The sequence below is a fragment of the Variovorax sp. VRV01 genome, from assembly GCF_014852545.1.
Lineage (GTDB): Bacteria > Pseudomonadota > Gammaproteobacteria > Burkholderiales > Burkholderiaceae_C > Variovorax > Variovorax beijingensis_A.
In genome coordinates this window covers 353642-369191 of the sequence record NZ_JACVBS010000005.1, presented here as the reverse complement: position 1 = coordinate 369191, position 15550 = coordinate 353642, and the positions used below count along the sequence as shown (strand labels likewise).

General features: G+C 67.2%; 10 protein-coding genes. All 10 read right to left on the bottom strand.

What is annotated here, in order from left to right; all coding sequences use genetic code 11:
• Position 1: 1 nt before the first annotated feature.
• The 10 genes from IB278_RS11980 to tssH all read right to left on the bottom strand — a co-directional run bounded on the left by IB278_RS11980 (position 2) and on the right by tssH (position 15539).
• The gene (locus IB278_RS11980) at positions 2-1039 is read right to left on the bottom strand and encodes a hypothetical protein (protein ID WP_145742427.1); all 1038 of its coding nucleotides are present in this window, start codon (positions 1037-1039) and stop codon (positions 2-4) included.
• Positions 1036-2148 (bottom strand): DUF2169 domain-containing protein, encoded by a 1113-nt coding sequence (locus tag IB278_RS11975; protein ID WP_192323526.1) that lies wholly within the window; start codon positions 2146-2148, stop codon positions 1036-1038. The genes IB278_RS11980 and IB278_RS11975 overlap by 4 nt, the downstream gene beginning before the upstream one ends.
• A gap of 23 nt (positions 2149-2171) precedes the next feature.
• A complete protein-coding gene (locus tag IB278_RS11970; protein WP_145742431.1) occupies positions 2172-2654 on the bottom strand; it encodes a DUF6484 domain-containing protein in 483 nt (160 codons plus the stop codon).
• A gap of 23 nt (positions 2655-2677) precedes the next feature.
• A complete protein-coding gene (locus IB278_RS11965) occupies positions 2678-5056 on the bottom strand; it encodes a type VI secretion system Vgr family protein (RefSeq protein WP_192323525.1) in 2379 nt (792 codons plus the stop codon).
• 46 nt (positions 5057-5102) lie between these two features.
• The gene (locus IB278_RS11960; RefSeq protein ID WP_145742435.1) at positions 5103-5498 is read right to left on the bottom strand and encodes a DUF4150 domain-containing protein; all 396 of its coding nucleotides are present in this window, start codon (positions 5496-5498) and stop codon (positions 5103-5105) included.
• A 23-nt stretch (positions 5499-5521) separates the two neighbouring features.
• A complete protein-coding gene (locus IB278_RS11955) occupies positions 5522-6175 on the bottom strand; it encodes a DUF3540 domain-containing protein (RefSeq protein WP_145742437.1) in 654 nt (217 codons plus the stop codon).
• A 36-nt stretch (positions 6176-6211) separates the two neighbouring features.
• The gene (locus tag IB278_RS11950; protein WP_145742982.1) at positions 6212-7264 is read right to left on the bottom strand and encodes a pentapeptide repeat-containing protein; all 1053 of its coding nucleotides are present in this window, start codon (positions 7262-7264) and stop codon (positions 6212-6214) included.
• Between the two features lie 82 nt (positions 7265-7346).
• Positions 7347-9944, bottom strand: a complete 2598-nt coding sequence (locus IB278_RS11945) for a DUF2169 domain-containing protein (RefSeq protein ID WP_145742440.1) — start codon at positions 9942-9944, stop codon at positions 7347-7349.
• A gap of 21 nt (positions 9945-9965) precedes the next feature.
• Positions 9966-12782 (bottom strand): type VI secretion system Vgr family protein, encoded by a 2817-nt coding sequence (locus IB278_RS34210; RefSeq protein WP_307697799.1) that lies wholly within the window; start codon positions 12780-12782, stop codon positions 9966-9968.
• A 27-nt stretch (positions 12783-12809) separates the two neighbouring features.
• On the bottom strand, positions 12810-15539 hold the full coding sequence (gene tssH, locus IB278_RS11935) for a type VI secretion system ATPase TssH (RefSeq protein ID WP_192323524.1): 2730 nt from the start codon (positions 15537-15539) through the stop codon (positions 12810-12812).
• Positions 15540-15550 lie beyond the last annotated feature (11 nt).

Here is a 15550-nt window from a genome sequence, read left to right as displayed (position 1 = left end):
CTCAGCCTCCCGTGAAATGCCAGGAGAAGATCATCGACGCGCGCTTGCCGTCGTCGTTGCCCAGGTGCAGCAGCACGTTGTTTCCTCGGGCATAGGCTTTTTCGAAGGCCGCCTTGAGCACGGCGATCATCGCGAGCCCCACGGGTGCGCCGACTTCGCCGATGCAATCGGCCGGATGCCACACGTCGAACTCGATGCGCTTGGTGCGGTCGATGCGGCCGAACGCGAGCGTGGCCTCCTTGAACACGTACTGTCCGCCGGACGCATCAATGATCTTGAAGTCGAGGATGCTCTCGCCGCAGCCCGCTTCCTGAAGCGATTGCTTGATGGCAGAGGTCAGCCCGTCGGCGCGCAACGGCTCCTCGGAATCAATGTGGGCCTTCTCGACCGCGAAGCCGATGCCGCGGCACACCAGCTGCCCCCACGGCTGCGCGCGCAGCGGCTCCACGAGCAGCGCGGCCGCGCCCTCGCCGGGAATGAAGCCGTCGGAGTTCGCGCTCGTCAGCAGCCGGTCGCGCGCCTCGCAATCGGCGAGCGCCGCGCCGTCGAGCAGGCTGTCGCTCGCCGCCACCACGACCTGCGAGGCGACCGACGCATCCATGAGCTGGCGCGCGCGGTACAGCGCCACCGCGGCCGAGACATGGCCCTGCGCGATGACCGCAGACTGCGGATGAAAGCCGAAGCCCATCTCCTGCTGCAAGGCTTCGAGAAACCGCGCATCGTCGCGCACGGCGCGGCCCGGCCGATCGGCTTCGGCAAGGCACAGCAACAGCGGCGTCGCCTCGCAGGCCGCCCGGCCGAAGCCTTCCAGGCATTCGCCGATCGCGCGCGCGGCCATCGCCAGCAGCTTCTTCTCGCCGCGCCATGGCGCCTGTAGCGCGACCTCGCAGCCCATGACCCATTCGCCGTTGCGGTCTCTGAACGCTGTCTGCTGGAAATTGTCGATGGCGCCGCGGATCGCGGCGCAACTTGTGGCCGCGTCGAGCCCGACGCCCGTCACCATGCCGGTGCGGCTGACCACGATCGGGGTCGCGCTCATGACGCCTCCTGCGGCGCCTCGCGCCGGCCGCGCACCAGGTCGCCCAGCGAAGGGTGGTAGGTCTTGCCGAGGGCGCGGGCGCGCCACCAGCCGCGCGACTTCGTACCCGCGAGGATGCTGGAGATCTCGAACATGTTCTTGCGAAGCGGCACGGTGCTGCGCCAGGCGAGCGTCATGAAGCCCTGGTCCGCATGGATGGCGATCGTGTCGAGTACCGCGCGCGTTTCCTCATGCCCGCCCTTGCGGTGAAAGAAGGTGACGGGCACGTCGCGCGACGGCAGCCTGAACCGCGTGTGCCCCTCGGGCGTCAGGTTGGCCAAGGCCATCTCCTCGCCGCCGAGCGGATAGGCGATCTGCTGGTCGGCGGGCGCCGCCTGGTAGTAGTCGTCGCGGAAGTCGGCCGGCAGGAACGGGAAGGTGTTGTCGATCCAGTCCTGGTCGTACGTGCCCGCATGCGGCAGCCTGCCCGACCAGCCCCTGCCGAGCGGGCCGAGTGCCATCGGTGCGAAGACCCCGTCGGGCGCGTCGACGGGGCGGCCGAGCTCCTCGGTGTTCGGCAAGGGTGCACCGTCCACGAAGCGGGCCTGCAGGTTGTGGTGCCAGCCGCGACCCACCGGGTTGGCCATGTAGGCGGCGTGCCGGGCCGGATCTTCGTGGCGCTCGTCCACGCCGCCGAACGCCACGTCATAGGTGATGGCCTTCGTCATGAAGGGCAGCGGCGCGGACGCCCGGCAACCGGAGAGCCCCGCTTCCCAGTGCCGGTCGCCGACGACGGCGAACACCTTCGTCCAGCCCCCGAGCCGCACGCCCACCGCAATGCGCTGCGCGGGCTCGCCATGCGGCGCGTGCGCGCTGCCCGACACCAGCACGTCGCAGCGCAGCTTGCGCGGCGCGAAGTCGACCTCTTCCGCGGGCGCCGAATACCCCGGCGCGCCGGTGAAGGTGTCGGCCGTGATCAACGGGCGCTGCACTGCAAGAAGCTCCGCCGTGCCGCCGTCCTGGGGAATCGCGAACGTGCCCTTCACCACCACGACCAGCAGCTCGCGGCCGGAGGGCTCCACGCCCATGGTGTAGCCGGCGGTCATTCCGGTGGCATTCACGATCTCCATGGCGGGCCCGTCCGATCGGTTGTTCAGTTGATCTGCACCGCCCCGCCCTTGACCCGGTTCACGCCCGTGGACCGGCTCAGCACGTAGCTGCCCTGGATCAGCACCTTGCCGGCGCGCGTGAGCGTGATGCTGGCCTTGCCGCAACGCAGCACCATCTGCTCGCGGGCGCTCACCACCATGCGCGCGCCGTCGGCGTCGACCTCCACCTGCGCGGGCCTCTCGGCAAGCGGCCAGCCCTCGTTCCCGCGAAGCACGCCCATCACGATGGGTCGGCCCGCATCGGCCTGTTCGAACATCAGCACCACCGCCGCTCCGATGTGCGCGCCGTGCAGGTCGACCACGCTGCGCGCGCGCACGGCCGCGGTACCCGTCTGGCCCGGGAACATGACAAGGGGCGCGCGCCCCTCGTCGGCGATGGCGACGAGCTCGCCGGTCACCACGCCGCCGCATGGCAGGGTGGCCAGGGCTTGCTGCATTCCGCTCTCGATCAGGTCTCTGCCGCTCATGGTGTGTGCTCCGTCGATGGTGTTCAGTTCTGCAGGATCTTCGAGCCCTTCATCACGATGTCGCTGCTCGCCTTGACGTTGATCTTTCCGGAGCCCTCGACCGTGATGTCCTTGCCCTTGATGACGATGGTCCCGTCCTTTTTCATCGTGATGCTCGCGCTGCCCGTGGTGATCGAGATGGAGTCGCCCGCGTCGATCACGAGGTTCTTTCCGACGTTGAGCGCGTCGTCCTTTCCCACGCTGGTCGTGCGGCCTGCGCCCACGGTGCGCGATTCGTCGGCGCCCACATTGGTGGAGAGGTTCGCCCCCACATCCACCGACCGGTTCGCCCCGATGCTGCTCGACTGGTTCGCCCCCACGTTGATCGTCTGGCTCGCCCCCACCGTCACCGCCTGCATCGCCCCCACCGTGATCTCCTGCGCCGCACCCACGGTGATGGTCTCGTTGATCCCCACCGAATGCGTGCGCTGCAGCGCCACCGTCGCGGTCTCGCTCGCACCCACCGTGATCGTGCGGTTCTGGCCGATGGAGATGGTCTCGTTCAGGTCCACCGTCTCCGTACGGTTCTGGTGGATCGTGATGGTCTCGTTCTTGTCCACCGTTTCCGTGCGCTGCCCGTGCACGGTGATGGTCTCGTTGTTGTCCACCGTCTCGGTGCGGTCGTGCCTGACGTGCGTGGTCTCGTCGTGGTCGATGGTCTTGGTGCGGTCGTGGCCGACCCAGTGGGTCTCGTCGTTCTCGACCTCGATGTCCTGGTTCTTCTCGGCGTGCAGGTACACCTGCTCGGAACCCTTCTTGTCCTCGAAGCGGAACTCGTTGCAGTTCGAGGCGCTGCCCTTGGGCGTGGAGCGCGTGCGGAAGCCGCTCTGCGTGTGCGAGCCGAACGGGATCGGCTGGTCGTCGTTGTAGACGCGGCCCACGATGATCGGCCGGTCGGGGTCGCCGTTCAGGAAGTCGACGATCACCTCCTGCCCGATGCGCGGAATGAAATACCCGCCCCAGCCCTTGCCGGCCCACGGCTGCGACACGCGCACCCAGCAGGTGGACTTCTCGTCGCTCTTGTCGTAGCGGTCCCAGTGGAAGTGCACCTTGACGCGGCCGAAGTCGTCGGCGTGGATCTCCTCGCCCGCGGGCCCCACCACGATGGCCGACTGCGGCCCGGGCATGACCACGCGCGGCGTGAGGCGCGGCGGGCGGAACGGCACGTCGATCGGCAGCGCGGTGATCAGGAAGGCGCTGGTGCCCTGCAGGTCGGTGCGCAGCGCGGGCGCATCGGCGATCAGCGCCTCCAGCGCGGGCCGCGCCCGGGCGTTCACGGCATCGTCGTCGAGCGCCTCGCGCAGCGCCTGCTCGATCGGCATCCTCGGCGTGGCATGGGGAATGCTCTCGTAGCCGGGGTGGCTCGCCGCGAAGATGCAGGCGGCGATGACGTAGTCGCCATCGCGCGTGCCGTCGGGGTCGCCCTCGAAGCTGAAGCTGCGCCCGGCCGCCACGTCGGGCCAGGTGGTCAGGGCCCAATGGCGCTGGCGCCGCGCGACGATCTCTTCGCCGCGCAGCTTGCCCTTGTCGTCCGCATCGCCGCCCGTGAAGTAGCCGCCCGCGAACTCGAAGGCCTCGAACTCGGCCAGCTCGTGCTTGTCGGGCTCGCCGCCTGCGGCCTCGAGTTTCTTCTTGATGGACTTGAAGTTGCTGTCCTGCGAGGCGTAGGTGCCCGTGTCGAACTGGCGCGCGCTCACCCAGCGCGAGATCTCGTTGTGGCGCGCCTCGGTGGTGTCGGTGGCCACGTGGCGCAGCGTGCCCTCCACGGGCAGCTTGTCGTGCGCGATGTCGCTCGCGTCCGACAGGTGCATGGTGCCGGGCGCGTCGTGCGCGTCGAACCAGTAGTAGATGCCTTCGTCTTCCAGCAGCCGCGACAGGAAGTGATAGTCGCTTTCCTGGTGCTGCACGCAATAGCGCCGGGGATTGTGAGCGCCGATCACGTTGCCGGCCTTGGTCTTCTTGAAGCGCTTGATCGGACTGTCCTCGAACACCGCGTCGAGCACCTCGAGCACCTTCTTGTCCTGCAGGATGCGCGAGTTGGTGCGCTTGGTGAGCAGCCAGAACCAGGAGCGCAGGCCGATCCGGTATTCGAAGTGCCGCCCCACGTGGCCCGTGCGCTCGAAGCGCACCGCATGGCCCTGGCAGTGGCGCTCGTGCATGCCTCCGTCCTTGTCCTGGAACTGGATGACCACGTCGAAGGCGCGGCCGAGGATGTCCTTGGCATCGAGCGCATGGTTCTTCGAGAGCACGGTGAGTTCGTAGCTCGACGCGCGCGCCAGCGCCTCGTGGCCCACGATGCGCCAGAACATCAGTTCGCCGTTGGCGGGCGAATCGCTTTCGATGCGGAATTCGTGATCGGCCATGCAGGCTCCTCTCCCCTTCCTCGGCGCCCACGCGCCCTGTGTTGTCCTACGGTGCCAGCAGCACCACGAGCGGCTGGCTCGGCACCGTGCGCACGCCCGGACAGTTGGTGCTGTTCTGCAGCGACATGCTGGTGAGCCGCGTCGCAGGCATGCCGTTCCAGAGAACGGTGAAAGCGCCCGTCAGGTGCCGGCTCGGCCCCATGACGGTCCCCGAGGCCACGCCCAGCAGCACGCCGGGGTTGTCGCCGTTGGTCATCGGGATGGTGGTTCCCAGGTTGTGGGCCGGTCCACCCATGATCAGGAGCGTCGGGCAGTTGGGTATGGCCATCGGACCCATCGCGATGTTCGGGTACGGCACCGGGATCGGCGACGGCGCGGCGGGCGTGATGCAGACATCGGGAAAACCCATGTCGGTGCCCATGAGCTGGCAGTTGGCAAACATGGCGTGACCTCCTTTCTGGCGCCTCAGCCGAAATGGATCTGCGCGCCGCGCGCCTTGATGAGCTCACGACCATTGACCAACGCGTGCTCGCCTTCGAGACGCATCAGCTGCCTGGCCTCGACCTCCACGTGCGTTGCGGCCACGCGGTCGATGCCTTCGGTAGTGCGCAGGTAGTGGCGGCTGAAATGCTGCACGCGGTCCATCACGGTCGACAGAACGGAGCCGATCACCTTGACGGTGGTACCGGCCAGCGTCAACCGGCGGCCCACTACGTCGGCGGTATCGGTGGCCAGCGTGGCCGTCTGCGTGGCGATTTCGAGCGTGCCGGCTTTCAGGCCGACTCGTGCGGCTTGCAATTGGAGTACGCCCGCCGGCGCAATTGTCAGGTCGCCTCCGCAACCCAGCACGTTCACCGTGCCTTCTTCGCGCTGCAGCACCGCCATGATCCAAACCTCGTCGGGCGCGATGCGCAGGCAGGCCACGCTGTCGCCGGCCGCCGGTTCAAGCAAGCAACTGGCGGCACGCTTGGCGTGCAGGCGCAGTGGGCCGCTCGACACGCTGCATGCCCCGGTTTCGTCGAAAGACAGGATGCCCACGCACCAAGTGCCACCGATGGCCTCGGCAGGTTGCTGTTTGCGGCCCCTGGCCGGTGCGCTGCGTGCGATGGTGTCGTTCATGGAAGTGCTCCCTGGTGTGTGAGTTGTCCCGCGGTTTCAGGCCACGAGCGGTTGCCAGCGTTCGGACGCGGCGAGATCGGCATCGGTTTCGATCGCGCCGGCGCGGTCGCCCATCTGCGCCTCGTCTGTGAGGCTACCGTGCAGCACGGTGCGCATCATGGTGGCGCCGCGCAGGTCGGCGCGGGACAGGTCGGCATGGCGAAAATCTGCATACGTGAGTTCGGCTCCGCCGAAGTTCGCCCCCCGCAGCTTCGCGCCTGCGAAGTGCGTCTGATAGAGATCGCAGCCGGCAAAGTTGCCACCCGCGAAGCGCGCGCCCGTGAACAGCGCCTGCCTCAGCCGCGCTTGCGAGAAATCGACGTCCTTGCCGCCGGCTTCGCAGAAAATGGTCGACGGTGCCACAGCCTTCGCGAAGCACGCGCCGTCGAGCAGTGCGCCCTGGAAGTTGCACTGTTGCAGTAACACGCCACTGAAGTCAGCGCCGCTCAGGTCGGCCGACGAGAACTGGCACCCCTCGAGTTGCGTCCCCGCGAAGGACATGCCCCTCAACGAGGTCTTGAAGAACACGTTGCGCAACATGCGCGCACCGGTCCAGGTGAGGTGCGACACGTCGCATTCGTTCAACGCAGTGTATTGCCAGCTGGTGTCGTCTGCGCATACGTCAAGCAGCACCGACTGGCTGAACAGCGCCGCATCCAGCTGCGCTCCGCGCAGCACGGCATGGTCGAGCTTGCACTTTGCAACGATTGCCATCGACATCGTGCATTGCGCCAATTGGGCGTGCACGAGATCGCACTCGGAAAATACGGCCCCATGCAGGTTCGAAGCGCGCAGGTCGGCGTGATCGAGCACGCAGCGGTTGAACACGGCCCTGCGCAGGTTGGCGTTGGGGACGATGGCACCGCGCAGGTCGCACTGATCGAACACGGTCTCGCGGAGGTCTGCACCACGAAAGTCGACCTGCGCGAAATTCACCCTGGAGAACACGCCGCCACCAAGCGACCGGCCGGCGTAGGCGCCCTTCGACAGGTCGAGGTTCTCCAGCGTCTCGCCAATGCTCACCGCGATCTCGAGCAGATCAGGGCTCATGCTGCTCACGGGTTCACCCTCGGCGTTGCGCGCCTTCCCATCAAGCGGAAAAAAACTTGCTCGGGGCAGATGGGCGCGATATTCATGGCGAGGCCTGCTGTTCGGCAGTCAGTCGCGGATAGGTGCGTGCGCGCTTCAGCAGGGCACCGTCGAAGCTGGTCGAGCCGTCAAGGCGCACGCGGCTGAGGTCAGCGCCGAAGAGGTTGCTGCGCCGCAGGTCGGCGCCGCGCAGGTCGGCCGACTGGAAGACCGCATCGGCGAAGTTCACGCCCGACAGCAGCGCGTTGCCGCAGGCAGCCTTTCGCATCAACGCGCCCTTGGCGCTGGCCAGTCGCAGATCGGCGCCTGTCAGCAGCGTGTCGCATAGGTTCGCGCCGTCCAACACCGCACGGACGAACTTGGCGTCGCGCAGGTCGCTGGCGCCGAAGTTGAAATTGCGCATGTCGGCCTGGCTCATGTCGGCCCCGGCCAGGCTCGAGCCCTTTACCGCCACCGCTCCCATGCACTGCGCGGCCAGAAGCCTGGCGCCGTCGAGCCTGCACGACGCAAAGGTAGCGCTCACCAGCAGTGCCGCGTCCATATGGGCACCGGACAGGTCGCACTCGATGAAGTTGCAGGCCGACAGGTCGGCCTCGGGCCACTGCACTCCCTTCAGGTCGAGTTTGTAGAAGGTCTGGCCGGCGAGATCGGCGCCAGTCCAGTCGGCTTCGCCCCAGGTGGTTTCGAGCAGGTTGGACTGCCTGAACTTCGCACGCCGCGCCTGCGTGCCGGCAAAGCCGCAGCCCATGAGCATGGCCTCGCAAAAAACGGCGTCATCGAACACGCCGCGCGCAAGCAGGGCGTTGCCGAGATTGGCCTTGGCGAAGTTCGTGCCGATGGCGACGACGCCTTCCAGGCTCGCGTGAGCGAGCACGGCGGATGCGAAGTTCGCGCCCGACAGGTTGGCGTTGGAGAAGTCCGCGCTCTCCAGCCACGCGCCTTCGAAGTTCGCCTCGCGCAGGTCGAGCCCCGAAAAATCGGCGCCCGTGAAATCGACCCCTGCAAAGAACTTGATTCCCGCCGCGATCGCGCGCGACATCTCCGAGCGCAGCGTGGCCGCCTCCTCCTTTGCCATCGCGTCGGCGGGCGGCTGCTTGTGCGCGGCCTGCAGGTAGCCTGCGCGTTGCGTCTCCTCGATCTGGCAGAGCTTTCGGAACACCGGCGACAGGTCGGGCGGATTCGGGCTGGCGGCCGCTTGCGCCTGCATGGCGGCCAGTTGCGTTGCGGCGTTGAAGAGCGGCGGGCCGCGGTGCTGCAGCTTCGCGATGTCGATACCGTAGGTGTCCGACACGGCCAGCGCACGCTCCAGAACCACGACCGCATCTTCCACTGCGGCCCATTGCTGCGCCTCGGCCTCTTTGATCTTCTCTTCGAGGTAGGCCGGCAACGCATCGCCCGTGGGCACTTTCTCGCGCGGCGGAACGCGCAGGCCGAGCGCGTCGGGGTCCTGGCCCATGGCGGTGGCCCGGTCGCGAGCGAAGACCACGTCCATGGCTGCGCGGCGGTACTGCGCTTCGCCCTGGAGGCCGTCGGAACCGAAGGGTTCCTTCGCGGCTTCGATGTCGGGATCGGCGGTGCTCACTCCTTCGGGCAGGAGATCGCTGTCGACGATGGCGTAGATCGGTCCCATCTTCGGATCGGCCCGCTTTGCGACCGCTTCGAGATAGTGTGCGTCGGGCTTCTCCTCCCCGAAGCGCTCGACCGCGCCCATCAGGCTGGCCACGTCGGAGCCGTCGTCGGTAGCCACTTCGGCCAGCCCCTGGAAGATCGCGATGCAGCGCTCCGCATGCGGGAAGAACCACACGGTGGTCAGCCGCAGAGGCACTTCGCGCATCTTGGGCTCGTCGCTGCCCGCGATCCTGTAGCCGGCGAACACGCGCGCGCGCATGCCGGGCAGCCGGCCTTCGATCTTCGCCTTGGCAGGGTGCATGTGCTCGAACGAGAAAACTTCGTCGCCCGCAATGGCGCCGGCCACCCACTGGTCGGGTTGCGCGAGATTGAAGTAGCGCCAATCGGTGTCGGGCGCGAAACCCGGCGCGTGCTGCTTCAGGTAGTCGGCGTCGTATGTGCCGCGGTACCGGGCGCGCTGGGGATGCATGGCGTCGAGCGCACCGAAGCCGGCAGGCGCGACGGCTTGATCGGGTCGCAAGAGGCGATCGTTCGGCAGTTCGATGTTGGGCAGCCAGGTCACGCCATCCTGTGCCTGCCGACCGCGTCCCGCGGTGTTGTCCGCGAAGTCGGTGCCGCCGTAGGCGCGCGTCCAATCGATGGCCATTTCGGCGAAGGGCTGCGCTTCGCTGGCGCGGGTGCCGTCCCAATGACGTTCGCCGAGCACCAGCAGGGTTTTTTCCAGCGAGCCGAAGCGGGCACGCACCGCGCAGCCGTTGGGCCGCTCGGGCGGCGGAAAGGCCCTGCCATGCACGAGGTATTCGGGCGTGAGCTTGGCCACGCCTTCGTCGATCAGCGGTTGCGCCATTTCCTTGGCCAGGAAAGACCACATCGACTGCTCGGCCCACAGCGTGCCGCGCGCGCCCTGCTCGAAGGGCAGGTGCAGGTACGCGCTCACGCTCAGGCCGAAACGCTTGCGAAACTCGATGGGGCGGGTCGACAGGCCCAGCGCCTGCGGTTTGAGGACTTGCATGGTTGCGTGCGCGCTGCCTGGTCAGTCGTCTTCGGGCGGTGGGGGAGGCGCTGCCGTGTCGTCCGCGTTTCGCGTCTTGGCAAGGTCTGCGGTCTGCTCGGCCGTGGTCTTCATGCCCTCGTGTTCGATGATGCCTTCAGCCGCCGCGACGGCCACCGTGCCCACCACCGGGATCGCGCCGATGATGCCTTCGATGCGCCGGTTGCGCGTCGCGCCCGCCAGCGAAGACAGGCGGCCCGCGAGACCCGGCAACTTCTGGTCGAGTGCCTCGGCTGCGGCTTCGTCGAGCGCCTTGGCCGCGTCGGCATACTGCTTGAGGGTGGCTTTCACGTCCTTGAAGGCAGTCGCAGCGCCCGCCACCGCACCCAGCACGCCGGCCGCGGCTGCTCCAGCCGCGGCGCCCGCGCCTACCCCTGGCGTGAAGGTGTGCAGCGGCGCCTGCTTGAAGTCCATCCCCACCGATTCGATCTCGGGCGCGACGCAGTTCACCAGCTTGATGCCGAGCGTGTTCTCGATCGCCACGCCGGCAAAGTTCGAGATGGCGAGCGCCAGCGCGTTATCGATGCTCAGTCCCATGAAGGTCGATCGCGCCATGCCGATGTTGGCTTCGCTGTTGTTGCCGATGTAGCCGCTGGTGTTGGGCCCCAGCACCGTGGTGTTCGATCCGACCGAGGTCGCATCGATGTTACCCGCCGCCATCATCTCGATGCCGGTGTTGCTCATGAGCTTGATCTTGTTGGCCATCAACCCCAGCGGCCCGGTGGGAACGGTGATGTACTTGCTGCTGGCGCCGGTCACCAGCCAGTCAATGTGGCCGGCCTCGAAGCTCATCTTCGCGGCCTTGTAGGTCACATTGCCGGTGACGCTGATGGTCTGGTTGCCGATGACATTGCGCGTTTCGCCGGCACGCGAGGTGTCGCTGCGTGCACCAGTCACGTCGGTGGTGCGGGTGCCGGCCACCGTCAACGTGTCGTTGCTGTCGACGAAGGTCTCGCGGTTGCCCACCACCTGGTTGTTCTGGTTGCCCTTGACCGTGTTCTTCTGGTTGACCACCACCATGTTGGTGTCGTTGCGCGTCACTGTGCTCTTGCGGTCGCGGTCCACGTGGTTCGTCTGGTCGCGCTTGACCGTCACCGTCTGGTCGCGGTCCACCGTGGTCGAGTCATCCCTCTCCACGCTGCGGCTCATGTCCAGCTCGGCATGGATGTTGATGTTCTCCTCGCCCTTCTTGTCCTCGAACATGATCTCGTTGTAGTTCGCGGGACCGCCGCCGGGCGTGGAGCGGGTCTTGAAGCCGCTCTGCGTGGGCGACTTGTAGGGAATGGGCTGGTCGTCGTTGTAGACCCGCCCGACGATGATCGGACGGTCGGGGTCGCCGTTGATGAAGTCGACGATCACCTCCTGGCCGATGCGCGGGATGAAGTACCCGCCCCAGCCCTTGCCGCCCCAGGGCTGCGACACGCGCACCCAGCAGGTCGACTTCTCGTTGCTCTCGTCGTAGCGGTCCCAGTGGAAGTGCACCTTCACGCGGCCGTGGTCGTCCACGTGCAGCTCGTCGCCGTCGGGGCCGACCACGATGGCGGTCTGCGGACCGGGCATGGTCACGCGCGGCGTGAGGCGCGGCGGCCGGTAGGCGCGCTCCATCGGGATCGCGGTGATCAGGAAGGCGCTGGTGCCCGGCTGCGACGTGTTGAGCATCGGCGTGCTGGCGATCAGGTCTTCCAGCACCTGCAGCGTGTCGGCGTTCACCGCATCGTCGCGCAGCACGTCGGCCAGCGCCGAGTGCACATCCTGCGAAACGGCCGCGCCGGCGCCCACGCTTTCATAGCCGGGGTGGCTTGCCATGAAGGTGCAGGCCGCGATCACGTACTCGCCGTTGCGCGTGCCATCGGGATCGCCTTCGAACTTGAAGCTGCGGCCGGCCGTCACGTCGGGCCAGGAGGTCAGCGCCCAGTGGCGGTCGCGGCGCGCATTGAGTTCCTCGCCGCGCAGCTTGGTCCGGTTCTCGCCGTCATCGCCGGTGAAGTAGCCGCCCGGGAACTCGAACTCCTCGAAATCGGCGAGCTCGTGATCGTCCTTCGCATCGATGACGGCGCCCAGCTTCTTCTTGATCGCCTTGAAATCGCTGTCGCGCGAGGCCTGCTTGCCGGTGTCGAACTGGCGCGAGCTCACCCAGCGCGAAATCTCGTTGTGGCGCGCTTCGCTGGCGTCGCTGGGCATGTAGCGCAAGGTGCCTTCCACCGGCAGCTTCTCGTGGGCCAGGTCGCTCGCGTCCGACAGGTGCATGGTGCCCGGCGCGTCGTGCGCGTCGAACCAGTAATAGATGCCCTCGTCCTCCAGCAGACGGGAGAGGAAGCGGTAGTCGCTCTCCTGGTGCTGCACGCAATAGCGCCGCGGGTTGTGCGGTCCGATGACGTTGCCGGCCTTGGTCTTCTTGAAGCGCTTGATCGGGCTGTCTTCAAAGACCGCGTCGAGCACCTCGAGCACCTTCTTGTCCTGCAGGATGCGCGAGTTGGTGCGCTTGGTGAGCAGCCAGAACCAGGAGCGCAGCGTGATGCGGTATTCGAAATGCCGGCCCACATGCCCGGCCCGGACGAAGCGCACCGCGTGGCCCTGGCAGTGGCGCTCGTGCATGCCGCCGTCCTTGTCCTGGAACTGGATGACCACGTCGAAGGCGCGGCCGAGAATGTCCTTGGCATCGAGCGCCTTGTTCTTCGACAGCACCGTGAGCTCGTAGGCCGAGGGACGCGCCAGCGCCTCGTGGCCCACGATGCGCCAGAACATCAGGTCGTCCTTGGCGGGTGAATCTGTCTCGATGCGGAACTCGTGGTCGGCCATTCTTTTTCTCTTGAAGGTGGAAGCGGCTCAGTCGAAGGCGTAGGTGAAGTCGGCATCCTTCACGTCCAGCGCGACGCGGCGGATCTCGCCGCCCGACGCCAGACGCTGCAGGTACTCGACCGAAATCGTCGGCAGCACGGTGTTCGTCAGGATCGCGTCGATCACGCGCCCGCCCGACTCCGGGTCCTGGCAGCGCGCGACCACTTGGTCGACCACCGCGTCGCTGTACTCGAAGGGCACGCCGTGGTTGGTTTCCACGCGCTTCTTGATGCGGCCCAGCTGCAGCCGCACGATCTTCTTCATCATCTCGGGCGACAGCGGGTAGTAGGGAATGGTGACGATGCGGCCCAGCAGCGCGGGCGGAAACACCTTCATCAGCGGCGCCTTGAGTGCATCGGCCAGCGCGTTGGAGTCGGGCAGCAGCTCCGGGTCGCGGCACATGCTCATCACGAGCTCGCTGCCGGCGTTGGTGGTCAGCAGGATGATCGTGTTCTTGAAGTCGATCATGCGGCCCTCGCCGTCTTCCATCCAGCCCTTGTCGAACACCTGGAAGAAGATCTCGTGCACGTCGGGGTGGGCTTTTTCCACCTCGTCGAGCAGCACCACGCTGTAGGGCCGGCGGCGCACGGCCTCGGTCAGGATGCCGCCCTCGCCGTAGCCCACGTAGCCCGGCGGCGCGCCCTTGAGCGTGGAAACCGTGTGCGCCTCCTGGAACTCGCTCATGTTGATGGTGATGATGTTCTGCTCACCGCCGTAGAGCGCCTCCGCCAGCGCCAGCGCGGTCTCGGTCTTGCCCACGCCCGAGGTGCCGCAGAGCATGAACACGCCGATGGGCTTTTGCGGGTTGTCCAGCCGCGCGCGAGACGTTTGAATGCGGCGCGCGATCATCTCCAGGCCGTGCTTCTGGCCGATGACGCGCTGGTTCAGCGTGTCGGCGAGCTTGAGCACCGCCTCGACTTCGTTCTTGACCATGCGGCCGACGGGAATGCCGGTCCAGTCCGCCACCACCGAGGCCACGGCCTGTTCGTCGACCGAGGGCAGGATCAGCGGCGATTCGCCCTGCACCGCATGGATCTTTGCCTGCAGCGCATGCAGTTCTTCAAGCAGCGCAGCCCGGTCTTCGCTCCCTCCCCCGCCGGGGGAGGGCTGGGGTGGGGGCACATCGGCTTTCGCATCGCCCTCGGCGGAAGCAGTGTCCACCGGCTTGCTCCCCGCGCGCAATTTGCTGCGCAATTCCAGCAGCCGGTCGACCAAGCCCTTCTCCTCCTGCCAGCGCGCATTGAGCGCCTCGAGCTGCACCTTCGACTCGGCCAGCAGCGCCGACACCTGCGCAGCGCGCTTGGTCACGTCGATGCCGATGGCTTCCTCGCGGCCGATGATCTGCTGCTCGACCGTGAGTCCCTCGATGCGGCGCATGCAGTCCTCCACCTCGGGCGGCGTCGCATGCTGCGACACGGCCACGCGCGCGCAGGCCGTGTCCAGCAGGCTCACGGCCTTGTCGGGCAACTGGCGCGCGGGAATGTAGCGGTGGCTCAGCTTCACGGCCGCCTCGATGGCCTCGTCGAGCAGCTGCACGCGGTGGTGCTTCTCGAGCACGCTGGCCACGCCGCGCAGCATCAGGATGGCCTTGACCTCGTCGGGCTCGGGCACCTGCACGACCTGGAAGCGCCGCGTCAGCGCCGGGTCCTTCTCGATGTACTTCTTGTACTCGGCCCAGGTGGTGGCGCCGATGGTGCGCAGGTTGCCGCGCGCCAGCGCCGGCTTCAGCAGATTGGCCGCATCGCCGGTGCCCGCCGCGCCGCCCGCGCCCACGAGCGTATGGATCTCGTCGATGAAGAGAATGATGGGCGTGGGCGAACTCTGCACCTCGTCGATCACCTGGCGCAGGCGCTGCTCGAACTCGCCCTTCATGCTCGCGCCGGCCTGCAGCAGGCCGATGTCGAGCGTGAGCAGCTTCACATCCTTCAGCTGCGGCGGCACGTCGCCGCGTGCGAGGCGCTGCGCGAAGCCTTCGACCACGGCCGTCTTGCCGACGCCGGCCTCGCCTGTGAGCAGCGGATTGTTCTGGCGGCGGCGCATCAGGATGTCGACGATCTGGCGGATCTCCTCGTCGCGCCCGGTGATCGGGTCCATCTCGCCTTTCTTCGCCTTCTCGGTGAGGTCGACCGCGAACTTCTTGAGCGCATCGCCCTTGCCCATGGCGGCGGGCGCCATGGCGCCCGAGTCTTCGCCCGGCGCGCCGCTGCCCATGCCGGTGCCGTCCTGCGCGCGCATCTGCGATTCGGGCGAGGCGTCGCAGATCCTCGCGAAGTTGTCGGCCAGGTCCTCGACCTTGACCTTCTCGAACTGCTTCGACAAACCGAACAGCGGATTGCGCAGGCTCTGCGTCTTCAGCATGCCCACCAGGAGGTAGCCGGTGCGCACCTGCGCCTCGCCGAACTGCAGCGTGGCATAGGTCCAGGCGCGCTCGATGGCGTTCTCGATGTGCGGGGAGAAGTCGCTGATCGCGGTGGCGCCGCGCGGCAGGCGGTCGAGCGCGGCCGTCATGTCCTTGGCGATCACGGACACGTCGAGGCCGTAGTGCTGGATCACGCGGTGCAGGTCGGAGTCCTGCGCCTGCAGCAGCTGGGCGAACCAGTGCTCCAGTTCCACGTACGGATTGCCCCGCATCTTGCAGAACACCGTGGCGCCTTCGATGGCCTTGTAGGCCAGCGAGTTGAGCTTGCCGAAAAGGGCGGTGCGACTGATTTCACTCATGGAAGACTCCG